11 protein-coding genes are annotated in these 12,498 nt (G+C 73.4%); 8 read left to right on the forward strand and 3 right to left on the reverse strand.

Annotation, left to right across the window (positions count from 1 at the left end; genetic code table 11):
- Positions 1-68: 68 nt before the first annotated feature.
- On the reverse strand, positions 69-2,552 hold the full coding sequence (locus HGA03_RS13340) for a phosphoketolase family protein (RefSeq protein ID WP_168630776.1): 2,484 nt from the start codon (positions 2,550-2,552) through the stop codon (positions 69-71).
- A gap of 259 nt (positions 2,553-2,811) precedes the next feature.
- On the opposite strand from HGA03_RS13340, the gene HGA03_RS13345 reads away from it, so the two are divergent.
- The 6 genes from HGA03_RS13345 (at position 2,812) to HGA03_RS13370 (ending at position 6,796) form a co-directional block, all read left to right on the forward strand.
- Positions 2,812-3,678 carry an SURF1 family protein gene (locus tag HGA03_RS13345; protein WP_239073723.1) on the forward strand — a complete coding sequence of 289 codons (867 nt, stop codon included), beginning with the start codon at positions 2,812-2,814 and terminating at the stop codon, positions 3,676-3,678.
- 164 nt (positions 3,679-3,842) lie between these two features.
- On the forward strand, positions 3,843-4,424 hold the full coding sequence (locus HGA03_RS13350; protein ID WP_168630777.1) for an alternate-type signal peptide domain-containing protein: 582 nt from the start codon (positions 3,843-3,845) through the stop codon (positions 4,422-4,424).
- Positions 4,425-4,453: 29 nt separating this feature from the next.
- Positions 4,454-4,990, forward strand: coding sequence for a signal peptidase I (locus HGA03_RS13355; protein WP_373307714.1), 537 nt, complete (start codon positions 4,454-4,456; stop codon positions 4,988-4,990).
- Positions 4,987-5,724, forward strand: a complete 738-nt coding sequence (locus tag HGA03_RS13360; RefSeq protein ID WP_168630779.1) for a hypothetical protein — start codon at positions 4,987-4,989, stop codon at positions 5,722-5,724. Before HGA03_RS13355 ends, HGA03_RS13360 begins: the two co-directional genes overlap by 4 nt.
- Positions 5,721-6,266 (forward strand): SipW-dependent-type signal peptide-containing protein, encoded by a 546-nt coding sequence (locus HGA03_RS13365; protein WP_168630780.1) that lies wholly within the window; start codon positions 5,721-5,723, stop codon positions 6,264-6,266. Before HGA03_RS13360 ends, HGA03_RS13365 begins: the two co-directional genes overlap by 4 nt.
- Positions 6,263-6,796 carry a hypothetical protein gene (locus tag HGA03_RS13370; RefSeq protein WP_168630781.1) on the forward strand — a complete coding sequence of 178 codons (534 nt, stop codon included), beginning with the start codon at positions 6,263-6,265 and terminating at the stop codon, positions 6,794-6,796. Before HGA03_RS13365 ends, HGA03_RS13370 begins: the two co-directional genes overlap by 4 nt.
- A gap of 9 nt (positions 6,797-6,805) precedes the next feature.
- Here HGA03_RS13370 and HGA03_RS13375 read toward each other — a convergent pair whose 3' ends face one another.
- A complete protein-coding gene (locus tag HGA03_RS13375) occupies positions 6,806-8,539 on the reverse strand; it encodes an ABC transporter ATP-binding protein (RefSeq protein ID WP_168630782.1) in 1,734 nt (577 codons plus the stop codon).
- On the reverse strand, positions 8,520-10,301 hold the full coding sequence (locus HGA03_RS13380; protein ID WP_239073722.1) for an ABC transporter ATP-binding protein: 1,782 nt from the start codon (positions 10,299-10,301) through the stop codon (positions 8,520-8,522). The genes HGA03_RS13375 and HGA03_RS13380 overlap by 20 nt, the downstream gene beginning before the upstream one ends.
- Positions 10,302-10,413: 112 nt before the next feature.
- On the opposite strand from HGA03_RS13380, the gene HGA03_RS13385 reads away from it, so the two are divergent.
- Positions 10,414-10,866 carry a DUF3817 domain-containing protein gene (locus HGA03_RS13385; protein ID WP_168630783.1) on the forward strand — a complete coding sequence of 151 codons (453 nt, stop codon included), beginning with the start codon at positions 10,414-10,416 and terminating at the stop codon, positions 10,864-10,866.
- A complete protein-coding gene (gene guaA, locus HGA03_RS13390) occupies positions 10,863-12,452 on the forward strand; it encodes a glutamine-hydrolyzing GMP synthase (protein ID WP_168630784.1) in 1,590 nt (529 codons plus the stop codon). The genes HGA03_RS13385 and guaA overlap by 4 nt, the downstream gene beginning before the upstream one ends.
- The last annotated feature ends 46 nt before the right edge of the window (positions 12,453-12,498 follow it).

Here is a 12,498-nt window from a genome sequence, read left to right on the forward strand (position 1 = left end):
CCGTGTGACCTTGGTCCCGGAAAACGGGCGATGGCCCGCACCGGGTGGTGCGGGCCATCGCCTCGGGATCACTCGTTGTCACCGCCGGTGTCCGCGGTGTTCTGCTGCGGGCCACCGACCTCGGTGCCGGTCTCGCCGGCATCCGGCCAGACCCAGTTGCGCACCTCCGGCAGGTCCTCGCCGTGCGCCCGGGTGTACTCCCGGGCCCGCAGCCGGGCGTCCACCATCTGCTGGCGCAGCCCGGCGTACTTCGACCCGAGCGACGGCACCTGGTCGATCACGTCGATCACCAGGTGGAACCGGTCCAGGTCGTTCAGCATCACCATGTCGAAGGGCGTGGTCGTGGTGCCCTCCTCCTTGTACCCGCGCACGTGCAGGTTCTTGTGCCCCTTGCGGCGGTAGGTCAGGCGGTGGATCAGCCACGGGTAGCCGTGGTAGGCGAACACGATCGGCTTGTCCGTGGTGAACAGGGTGTTGAACTCCCGGTCGGACAGGCCGTGCGGGTGCTCCCGCTCGTCCTGCAACCGCATCAGGTCCACCACGTTGACCACGCGGACCTTCAGCCCCGGCAGCTCCCGGCGCAGGATGTCGGCCGCGGCCAGCACCTCCAGCGTCGGGACGTCACCGGCGCAGCCGAGCACCACGTCCGGGTCCTCGCCGTCCACCTCGGTGCCCGCCCAATCCCAGATGCCCAGGCCCCGGGTGCAGTGCGCCACCGCCTCGTCCATCGTGAGGAAGTTCGGCGCCGGCTGCTTGCCGGAGACCACCACGTTCACGTACTGCCGGGACTTCAGGCAGTGGTGGTAGGTGGACAGCAGGGTGTTCGCGTCCGGCGGCAGGTACACCCGGACGATCTCGGCTTTCTTGTTCACCACGTGGTCGATGAAGCCGGGGTCCTGGTGGCTGAAGCCGTTGTGGTCCTGGCGCCAGACGTGGCTGGACAGCAGGTAGTTCAGGCTGGCGATCGGCCGGCGCCACGGGATGTGGTTGGTGACCTTCAGCCACTTGGCGTGCTGGTTGAACATCGAGTCGACGATGTGGATGAACGCCTCGTAGGAGGTGATCAGCCCGTGCCGCCCGGTGAGCAGGTAGCCCTCCAGCCAGCCCTGGCACTGGTGCTCGGACAGCATCTCCACCACCCGGCCGAACCGCGCCAGGTGATCGTCGATGTCGGTGGGCAGGTACTCCGCGTTCCACTGCTTGTCGGTGACGTCGAACACCGCCTGCAGCCGGTTGGACGCGGTCTCGTCCGGGCCGAAGATCCGGAAGTTGTCCGGGTTCCGGCGGATCACCTCGGTCAGGTACTGGCCCAGCACCCGGGTCGCCTCGGAGATCGACCCGCCCGGCACCGGCACGTCGACCGCGAAGTCCCGGAAGTCCGGCAGCCGCAGGTCCTTGAGCAGCAGACCGCCGTTGGCGTGCGGGTTGTCGCTCATCCGCAGCTGTCCGGGGGGCGCCAGGGCGGTGATCTCCTCCTTGACGGCGCCGTTCTCGTCGAACAGCTCCTCCGGCCGGTAGGACTGCAGCCAGCCCTCCAGCACGTGCAGGTGCTCGTCGGTGTCCCGGGCCGAGGCCAGCGGCACCTGGTGCGAGCGCCAGGACGCCTCGACCTGCTTGCCGTCGATCACCGGCGGGCAGGTCCAGCCCTTCGGGGTCTTGAAGATGATCATCGGCCAGGCCGGACGGGACTCGTCGCCCGCCGCCGCCCGCGCCTTGATCTCCGCGATCTCGTCCAGCACCTCGTCCAGGAGCTTGGCGAACCGGGTGTGCACCTCGAGGTGGTCCTCGCCGTCGAAGCCGCCGACGAACAGATGCGGGTTGTGGCCGTAGCCGCGCATCAGGTCGAGCAGCTCGTCCTCGGGGATGCGCGCCAGCACGGTCGGGTTGGCGATCTTGTACCCGTTCAGGTGCAGGATCGGCAGCACGACACCGTCCTTGGCCGGGTCGATGAACTTGTTCGAGTGCCAGGAGGTGGCCAGCGGGCCGGTCTCCGCCTCGCCGTCACCGACCACCGCGGCGACCAGCAGGTCCGGGTTGTCGAAGGCGGCGCCGTAGGCGTGCGACAGCGCGTAGCCCAGCTCACCGCCCTCGTGGATCGACCCCGGCGTCTCGGGGGCCACGTGGCTCGGGATGCCGCCCGGGAAGGAGAACTGCCGGAACAGCCGGCGCACGCCCTCGGTGTCGTGGGTGATGTCGGAGTAGACCTCGGAGTAGGTGCCGTCCAGATAGGCCGACGCCACCAGGCCCGGACCGCCGTGACCCGGACCGGTCAGGTACAGCGTGGACTGCTCGCGCTCGGCGATCACCCGGTTCAGGTGGGCGTACAGGAAGTTCAGGCCCGGCGTGGTGCCCCAGTGGCCCAGCAGCCGCGGCTTGACGTGATCCTTGGTCAGCGGTTCCCGCAGCAGCGGGTTCGCCAGCAGATAGATCTGGCCGACCGACAGGTAGTTCGCCGTGCGCCACCAGGCGTCGATGCGTCGGAGCGTCTCGTCCGAGACGGGCTGGCCGGAGCCGGTCCGCCAGGTGGCGAGCTGCGGCGTCGTCGTGCTCATGCTCTCTCCCCGTGTGTGGTGCGATGCACTGATCGTGCGGGCCCGGCGGGACCCTCGTGCCGGGCATCTTCAGCTTCGTGGCGAGTTGCGCCACGAGCCGGGACGTCCGACCCAGGCCGGCCCCAACCGCCTGAGGGCGATCCATCGCCATCAAACCGCATCTGACCTGGGCCTGCACCCGACCGGGTGAACGAGCGTGTGACCTGCGGGGTCGCCGGACGCTGATCGCACTTCCCGGCGCGGCGGGTACCGTGAGGTGGTGCCCCAGCCGCGAACCGACGACCGCCCCGCCGCGCCGCCGCGCGACCCGGCCGCCGCGCCCCGGCGCACGCTCTGGCAGGTCGCCCGCACGCCGCGGATGATCGGCCTGCTGATCCTGTTCCTGGCCGCCGCCGCGGTCTGTGCCCGGCTCGGGATCTGGCAGCTCGACCGCGCCGAGATCCGCGGCGCCGCCGCCCAGCAGGCCGCCCTGGAGGAGACCGAGGCCGCCCCGCCGGTGCCGATCGACGACGTGCTCGCCCCGCAGAGCAGCTTCGACGGCGCACTGGTCGGCCGCCGGGTGATCGCCACCGGGCAGTACGAGGCCGACGGGCAGCTGCTGGTCGCCGACCGGGTGCTGCACGGCGAGACCGGCTGGCTGGTGCTCACCCCGCTGCGCACCGACTCCGGCGCCGTGCTGCCGGTGGTCCGCGGCTGGGTCGACGACCCCGACTCGCCGGTGCTGGCCGTGCCCGAGGGCGAGGTCACGGTCACCGGGTACCTGCAGGCCTCCGAGGACTCCGGCCAGGCGCCGGACGCCCTGCCCGCCGGGACCACCGACTCGATCTCCTCCGCCGAACTGCTCGGCGTCTGGGGCGGGCCGATCTGGACCGGCTACGCCGTGCTGTCCGAGTCCGATCCCGCGCAAGACCCCGGCCTGGAGCTGCTCGGCCCGCCGACCCGCTCCGGCACCGGGCTGAACATCCAGAACCTGGGCTACGCCGCGCAGTGGTGGGTGTTCGGCGGCTTCGCGGTGTTCCTGTGGATCCGGCTGGTCCGGGACGAGATGCTGCGGTCTTCCGGCACCGACCCGTTCGCCGAGCTCGCCGCGGAGGACGACCCGGCCGCACCGGAGCCCGCCCCCTGATCCCTGGCGCTACACCGCCGTCTGGCACGCCCCGCGCTGATCCGGCCCGGACACCGCCTCCCCGCACCGCATGACATCGGACACATCGACGCGCACACTGGCGAAGAACGCGCGCGACCCATGGCACCACCCGTCCACGGACCGGGAGACTGACGATGGAACGCATGACGAAGGCGGCTGTCGCGATCGGGGGCGCCGCGGTGCTCCTGCTCGGCGGCGCGGGCACCCTGGCGTACTGGACGGATGACGGCACCGCCGCCGGCACCGATCTGTCCTCCGGCTCACTGACCGTCGATCCGGGCACCTGTGCGGCCTGGGCCTACACGGCGGCCGAGGGCGGCGGGGCGGTCACCGAGATCGTTCCCGGCGACACGGTCGAGACCACCTGCACCTTCGAGGTGACCGGCACCGGCGACCACGTCGGGGTTGCCGCCGTGGTGGTCAGCGACAGTGCCTTCACCGGGGCGGGCGCGCTGCCGGCCGCGCTCACGACCTCGGTGTCCGAGGTCACCCTGGCCGGGACGACCCTCGCCGTCGACCCCGCCGGCACCCTGGACCAGCCGGTGGCGCTGGACCCGGGCACGGCGGAGGACCTGTCGGCCGTGGTGACCGTCGACTTCCCCTACGGCACGGCGGCGGACAACACGACGCAGGTCAGCACCGCCACGCTCGACGACCTCACGGTCACGGTGCAGCAGGCCCACTGCGGCCCGTCGGCGACCCCGGCCTGCGTCGCGGGGCCGTGATCGGCGGGCCCACCGGTCGGATGCGGGGGGTGCTGCGGTTCGTCCGGCTGGCCGGGTCGACGATGCTGGTCGGCGTGGCCGGGCTGGCGCTGCTCGCGGGCGTCCTGGTGCCGCGGATCGCCGGTGCGACGCCGTATGTCGTGCTGACCGACTCGATGGCGCCGGGGATGCCGAGCGGGTCATTGGTGGTGGTGCGGCCGGTCGCCGCCGAGGACGTGGCGGTCGGCGACGTGATCACCTACCAGCTCCGGTCGGGGGAAGAACAGGTCGTCACGCACCGGGTGGAGGCGATCGGCACCCGGGTCGGCGGCGAGCGCGTGTTCACCACCCGCGGGGATGCGAACACCGTCGCCGACCTGCGGCCGGTGCGGGCGGTGCAGGTGCGCGGCGAGCGCTGGTACGCCGTGCCGTACCTCGGCCGGGTCTCCGCGCTGCTGACCGGGTCCGAGCGGCAGGCGGTCGCGACGGTGCTCGCGGCGGTGCTGCTCGGCTACGGCGCCTGGCAGGTGGTGCAGGCCCGGCGCGAGCGCGGACGCCCGATGCCGGCCCCGGGGGTGGCGACGTGAGGGCCCGCGCCGGCGCCTCGGTCCTCGCCGCGCTCGCGGTGGTGCTGCTGCTCGCGCCCTCGGCGAGCGCCGCGAATCCGGGCGAGGAGGTCGGACTCAGCCGGGACGGCGTGACCTGGTCGCCCGACCTGACCACCGACCTGTTCGATCCCGCGATGGTGTGGGTGCCCGGCGACGACGAGGTCACCACGCTGTACGTCCGCAACCAGTCCGGGGAACCGGCCCGTGGCTTCGCCCAGGTGCTGGTGGGGCCGGAGGACGCGGAGTTCGCCGAGGACCTGCGGGTGCGCACCCGGTACGACGGCGGCGCCTGGACCGTGGGCGCGACCTCCCGGACGACCGGCTTCGCCGTGGGGGCGGTGCTGCGGATCGACATCGGGGTGCAGTTCGACCCGGTCTCGGGCAACGAGAGCGAGGGGCGGGCGGTGCCGCTCGCGGTGCGCGTGGTGCTCGCGAGCGTCATCCCGGGCCGGGACGTCGACCCCACGCCGAGCCCCGGCACGCCGGTGGGTGGTGCGGGCGGCGGTGCGGTGCCGGCCCCCGCGGGTGCGCCGGTGGTCGGGGACGTCGCGGCCGGGGACGGTGCCGTCGGCGCGGGCGCGGCGGTCCGCTACGGCGGGCTGCTGGGTGCCACCGGCGCCGACGCGCTCCGGGTCCTGGTCGCCGCCGGGGTGCTGGTGCTCACCGGCGCCTGGTTCCTGGTCGCGCGCCGGCATCGACGGGGTGCACCGTGACCGCCCCGGCCGGGCAGCCGCCGCGCCGCGGCCGCCGGGCCGCCCTCACCGCCGTGGGCGTGGTGGCCGGCCTGATCCTCGGGATCGGCGGTGCCTGGGCGTACTGGACCGCGACCGGCACCGCCCCCGCGCCACCGGCGCTCACCTCCGGCAGCCTCGACATGACCGTGAACGGCACGCTGGCCGGTCAGGGCGGGACGGTCGCGCTCGGCACGGCGCTGACGCTGACCGACGCCCGGCCGACGATGGGCGACTCCGCGGCGGTCACGGTCGGCAACACCGGCAGCACGCCGTTCCAGGTGACGGTCACCCCGAGCGCGCAGGGCACGCTCGCGCCGTACCTGGTGTCCACCGTGGCCTACGGCGGGACGGTCTCGGGCTCGGGGTGCACCGGCGGGAGCGCCACCCCGGCCGTCATCGAGCCCGGCGGCATGCTCAGCGTCTGCGTGGCCGTGACCGTCGACGCCTCCGCGCCGGCCTCGGCCCAGGGCACCACCGGGTCGGTGGCGCTGTCCGTCGTCGCCACGCAGGTGACGCCGTGAACCGCCGACCGCCCCGCCACCGTGGCCGTCCCGTGCTCGCCGGGCTGCTGGCCGGGCTGCTGGCCGGGGTGGTGGCCGGGTTCCTCGCCGCCACCGGGGTGGTCACCGGGGCGCCCGCGAACGGGTACTGGCAGGACCAGGCCACGGTCACCAGCGGCACCTTCACCACCTGGGTGGTCACGGATGTCGCCTGTCCGAATCCGGCCTGGGGGTCGGGGCACCGGCTGAGCTGGACCGCGCCGGCGGGGTCCAGCTCGGTCGCGACGCTGACCGTCTCACCCAGCCCCAGCGGTTTCACGTCCTGGGCCTCGACGTTCCGGGTCGGCACCCCCGACACCGACGGATCGCCCGCCGAGTGGGGCATCACCACGTCGAACCTGTTCGAGACCACCCAGTTCGACGGCACCTGGACCCTGGTCGTGACGCCCCCGGCGCCCACCGGTGGCTGGACCGCGACCCGCACCGGCACCTGGACGCTGCACTACACCAGTGGTACCAGCGGAACGAACACCTGCACGGTCAACCCGTGAGCCGGCCGGTCACTCGCGCTGCCAGGACTCCCAGAGCGCTGCGTAGTCGCCGCCCGCGGCGACCAGGTCGTCGTGCGGGCCGATCTCGGTGATCCGGCCGCCGTCGACCACGGCCACCCGGTCCGCGTCGTGCGCGGTGTGCAGGCGGTGGGCGATCGCCACCACGGTGCGGCCGGCCAGCACGGAGGACAGCGAGCGTTCCAGGTGCCGGGCGGCCCGCGGGTCGATCAGCGAGGTCGCCTCGTCCAGCACCAGGGTGTGCGGGTCGAGCAGCACCAGCCGGGCCAGCGCGATCTGCTGTGCCTGCGCCGGGGTCAGCGCCACCCCGCCGGAGCCGACGCCGGTGGCCAGACCCTCGGGCAGTGCCTGCACCCAGTCCCAGGCGTCCACCGCCCGCAGCGCGCGTTCCAGGGCGGCGTCGTCCGCCTCCGGGTCGGCCAGCCGCAGGTTGTCCGCCAGCGGGCCGACGAACACGTGGTGCTCCTGGGTGACCAGGGCGACGTGCCCGCGCAGCTCGTCCAGCGGCAGGTCGACCAGCGGCACGTCGCCGACGGTGACGCTGCCGCCGGTGGGCGGGTGGATGCCGGCCAGCATCCGGCCGAGGGTGGACTTGCCGGCGCCGGACGGTCCGACCACGGCCAGGCGTTCGCCGTCGGTCAGGTCCAGGTCGACGCCGTGCAGCACGTCGTGGCCCGGGCGGTAGGCGTAGCGCACGGCCTGGGCCCGGACGTGCTCGTCGTCGGGCCGGTCGGTGCCCTCCTCGCGGTCCGGCCGGACGTCGGCCACCCCGATGATCCGGGCCAGCGAGGTCGCGCCGACCTGGATCTCGTCCAGCCAGAAGATCAGCTCGCCGATCGGGTTGATCACCTGGATCGCGTACAGCGCGACGGTGGTGACCGCTCCCACGGTGGCGTGGCCGGTGGAGATCAGGAAAGCGCCCCAGATCAGCACGGTCACGACCGGCAGGACGAACGAGGTGTCGACCCCGGGGAACAGCACCGAGCGCAGATTGAGGGTGGCCGACTCGGCCTGGAAGGCCTCGCGCAGGTCGGCGTCCAGCCGCCGGCGCCGCCGGGCACCCAGGCTGAGCGCGTCGACGGTGCGGGCGCCCTCCACCGACTCGGTGAGCGTGCCGTTGATGGTGGCGTAGGCGGCGGACTCGCGCAGGTAGGCCTTGGTGGCCCGGCGCAGGTACCACCGGGAGATCCCGATCAGCAGCGGCGCACCGGTGAACAGCCCGAGCGCCACCAGCGGGCTGGTCAGGATCGCGGCGACCACGGTCAGCAGGGTGGTCGCGGTGGTGACCAGCACCCGGGGCACGCCGAACCGCACGGTGTACTGCACCCGGTCGATGTCGGTGGTGGTGCGAGCGACCAGGTCACCGGTGCCGGCCCGCTCCACGGTGGACAGCGGCAGCCGGGTGACGGTGGCGATGAACTGCTCGCGCAGATCGGCGAACACCGTCTCGCCGAGCACCATCGCCGCGCGCTGGGCGTAGCGGATCAGCACGGTCTGGGCGAGCACCGCGATCACCAGCACCAGGATCGTGCGATCGGCGGTGGCGGTGGTGGTGCCGGCCTGCACCGCGTCCACCAGCCGGCCGAGCAGCCACGGACCGGCCAGCCCGGCGGTGGCCGCCAGCACGTGCAGCGTGACCACCCAGGACAGCGAACGGCGGTGGCGGCGCAGCAGCTCGGCGGTGTGGCGGCGCAGCGTGGGGCCGTCAGCGACCGGCAGTCGCATGGCGGGTCACCTCCTCGGTGGACTCGTCGTCGTCGGAACGGGAGACCACGCGGCGGTAGGCGGCGTGGCCGGACATCAGGGTGCGGTGCGGGCCGGTGGCGGTGACCCGGCCGTCCTCGATCAGGGCGACCTCGTCCACCGCGTCCAGCACCAGCGGGCTGGCGGAGACGATCACGGTGGTGCGCCCGCGCCGGTGCTCGGCCAGGCGCTGGGCTATCCGGGCCTCGGTGTGTGCGTCCACCGCGCTGGTCGGCTCGATCAGGATCAGCACCTCGGCGTCGGTGAGCAGCGCCCGGGCCAGGGCGACCCGCTGGCGCTGACCGCCGGACAGCGACCGGCCCTTCTCCTCCACCTCGCCGTCCAGCCCGCCGGGCACCGAGTCGAGCACGTCCCCGGCGTCGGCTACCCGCAGCGCGGTGAGCAGGTCCTCGCGCCCGGCGCCGCCGCGCACGTCCAGCTCGTCGATCAGGGTGCCGGTGAACAGGTGCGGGGTGGACTCGGCGACCACGATCCGGCCGCGGACCTCGGTCAGCCCGAGTTCGCGCAGCATGGTGCGGCCCCACGTCACCTCGGACAGGGCGGGGTCGTCGCCGGCGGACCGGGCGGGGGCGTGCCGGCCCAGCCGCAGTGCGATCCGCGCGGTGTCGTCCGGGTCGGCGCCGACCACGGCCAGCAGCCGCCCGGGGCGGACCACCAGGCCGGAGCGCTGGTCGACCAGCTCCTGGTCGCCCGCGGGGGAGGGCGCGAGCACGGCCGGGTCGTCGTGGCCGGCCACCGGCACCCGCAGCACGTTCAGGATCTTGCGGGCACCGACCAGCGCGCGGGTGATCACCCGGATCGCCTCGCTGGCGGTCCACAGCGGCTGGGTCAGGAAGGCCGCGAAGCCGTAGAACGACACCAGCTGGCCGGGGGTGATCTCCCCGGCGATCGCCAGCCGGGCGCCCGACCAGACCACCACGGCCAGGAACAGCCCGGGCAGCAGGGTCTGCAGCGCGTCCAGGAACGACTGGGTCTGCGCCACGGCGACCCCGGTGCCGCGCACCTTCTGCGACTGCTCGCGGTAGCGCGCGCTGAACACCTCCTCGCCGCCGATGCCGCGCAGGATCCGCAGCCCGGAGACGGTGTCGGCGCCCAGGGTGGTCAGCCGGCCGGTCGCCTCACGCTGGGCGGCCTGGCGGCGTTGCAACGGCGGGACCAGCAGGGAGAGCACCGCCACCACCACCGGCAGCCCGAGCAGCACCAGCAGCCCCAGCGGGGTGGAGATGGTCAGCAGCACGACGCCGAGGGTGAGGTAGGCGACGATCCCGCCGATCAGCCGCGGCAGGATGTGGAAGACCTCGCCCATCCGCAGCGCGTCGGAGGCCACCGTGGCGACCACCTCGCCGGTGGGCAGCGTCTCGGTGACCGCGTCGCCGGTCCGGGTGACGTGGTGGCCGATCTGCTGCGAGGAGCCGAGGGCGGCGCGCAGCCAGTTCTCCACGTCCAGCCGGTGGCCCCACACGTTCGTGCCGACCTGGGTCATCCCCAGGGCGAACAGCAGCAGGCATCCGCTCCACAGGCCGGAGCTCAGCCCGTGGGTGAGACCGTCGTCGACGACGATGCCCAGGGCCAGCGGCTGCATGGCGGCGGCGACGTTGCCGATGATCGCCATCACGGTGGCGCCGAGCAGCACGCCGAGCTGGCGGCGGCTCAGCCATCGCAGGTAGGCCCACGGTCCGGTGAGCGGCGGGTGCCCGGGTTCGGGCTCAGGAAGGGGACGCACGATCGAGAACGCTACGGGTGAGAACCGACACACAGGAACGTGATTTCGATCCGTGGATCGCGCCGGTGGGGGAGAATCGGCGCCAGCCATCATCCGCATCGAGAGGACCACCATGTCGCAGACCCCGGCGGCTGCCCAGGGCCCCGCAGACCCTGCAGTCCCCGCCGACCCTGCCGCCCGTGCCGTCGCCGTCGCCCGCGCCCGGCTGACCCGCTACCGCGTGATGGCGTGGATCACCGGGACCATGCTGCTGGTGCTCTGCCTGGAGATGCTGCTCAAGTACGTCTTCCACGCCGGTGGCCTGGACGCCGCCGGGCACCCGGAGCCGGTGCTGGGCACCTGGGTCGCGATCGTGCACGGCTGGATCTACGTGCTCTACCTGGTCACCGTCGCCCAGCTCTGGTCCGCGATGCGCTGGACCGCCGGCCGGCTGATCACGATGGCGCTGGCCGGTGTGGTGCCGGTGATGTCCTTCGTGCTGGAGCGCCGGGTGCACGCGGACGCGCTGGCCAGGATCCGGCGGGTGGAGGCGCAGTCCTCCGCGGCCACTACCCTGGACGGGTGACCGACTCCACCCCTCAGGCCGCCTCGGCCGACCGCCCGGTGCTGGTGGTCGACTTCGGTGCGCAGTACGCCCAGTTGATCGCCCGCCGCGTCCGCGAGGCGAATGTCTACTCCGAGATCGTCCCGCACACCGCCACGGTGGAGCAGATGCTGGCCAAGGAGCCGGCGGCGATCATCCTGTCCGGCGGGCCGTCCTCGGTGTACGCCGACGGTGCGCCCTTCGTCGACCCGGCGCTGTTCGAGGCCGGGGTGCCGGTGCTGGGCATCTGCTACGGCTTCCAGGCGATGGCCAAGGCCCTCGGCGGCGAGGTCGCCCAGACCGGTCAGCGCGAGTACGGCGGCACCGCGGTGGAGGTGGTGGCCGGCGGCACGGTGCTGGCGGACAGCCCGGCCGAGCAGACGGTGTGGATGAGCCACGGCGACGCGGTGCACGCGGCGCCGGAGGGCTTCGAGGTGCTGGCGACCTCCTCCGGGTCGCCGGTCGCGGCCTTCGAGGATCGGGGCCGGCGGCTGTTCGGCGTGCAGTGGCACCCGGAGGTCAAGCACTCGCCGCTGGGCCAGCGCACCCTGGAGCACTTCCTGTACCAGGGCGCGGGGCTGACCCCGGACTGGAACCCGGGCAACGTGATCGCCGACCAGGTGGCGCGGATCCGCGAGCAGGTCGGCGACGCCAAGGTGATCTGCGGCCTGTCCGGCGGGGTGGACTCCTCGGTGGCCGCGGCGCTGGTGCAGAAGGCGATCGGCGACCAGCTGACCTGCGTGTTCGTCGACCACGGGCTGCTGCGCTCCGGCGAGGCCGAGCAGGTCGAGACCGACTTCGTCGCCTCCACCGGCGTGAACCTCAAGGTCGTGGACGCCCGGGAGCGGTTCCTGACCGCGCTGGCCGGGCACACCGACCCGGAGACCAAGCGCAAGATCATCGGCCGCGAGTTCATCCGGGTGTTCGAGGACGCCGCCCGGGAGATCGTCGCCGAGGCCGGTGCGCACGGTGACCAGGTGAAGTTCCTGGTGCAGGGCACCCTCTACCCGGACGTGGTCGAGTCCGGCGGCGGCGAGGGCGCGGCCAACATCAAGAGCCACCACAACGTGGGCGGTCTGCCGGACGACCTGCAGTTCGAGCTGGTCGAGCCGCTGCGCGCGCTGTTCAAGGACGAGGTCCGGGCGGTCGGCCTGGAGCTCGGCGTGCCGGAGACCATCGTCTGGCGCCAGCCGTTCCCCGGCCCGGGCCTGGGCATCCGGATCATCGGCGAGGTCACCCAGGAGCGCCTGGACGTGCTGCGCGCCGCCGACCTGATCGCCCGCGAGGAGCTGACCAAGGCCGGGCTGGACCGGGAGATCTGGCAGTGCCCGGTGGTGCTGCTGGCGGACGTGCGCTCGGTGGGGGTGCAGGGCGACGGCCGCACCTACGGCCACCCGATCGTGCTGCGCCCGGTGTCCAGCGAGGACGCGATGACCGCGGACTGGTCCCGGCTGCCCTACGACGTGCTCTCGGTGATCTCCACCCGGATCACCAACGAGGTGCCGGAGGTGAACCGGGTGGTGCTGGACGTGACCAGCAAGCCGCCGGGCACCATCGAGTGGGAGTGAGCTGACCCGCCACGGCCCGGCACCCCTCGCGGGTGCCGGGCCGTCG

This window comes from Cellulomonas denverensis, from assembly GCF_012396125.1.
In the GTDB taxonomy this organism is placed as follows: Bacteria; Actinomycetota; Actinomycetes; order Actinomycetales; family Cellulomonadaceae; genus Cellulomonas; species Cellulomonas denverensis.

Bases quoted from the DNA above. Each gene is read 5' to 3' on its own strand.
- HGA03_RS13385 (WP_168630783.1), top strand. From the start codon at position 10,414: ATGTCGCAGACCCCGGCGGCTGCCCAGGGCCCCGCAGACCCTGCAGTC.
- HGA03_RS13350 (WP_168630777.1), top strand. From the start codon at position 3,843: ATGACGAAGGCGGCTGTCGCGATCGGGGGCGCCGCGGTGCTCCTGCTC.
- HGA03_RS13340 (WP_168630776.1), bottom strand. From the start codon at position 2,552: ATGAGCACGACGACGCCGCAGCTCGCCACCTGGCGGACCGGCTCCGGC.
- HGA03_RS13375 (WP_168630782.1), bottom strand. From the start codon at position 8,539: ATGCGACTGCCGGTCGCTGACGGCCCCACGCTGCGCCGCCACACCGCC.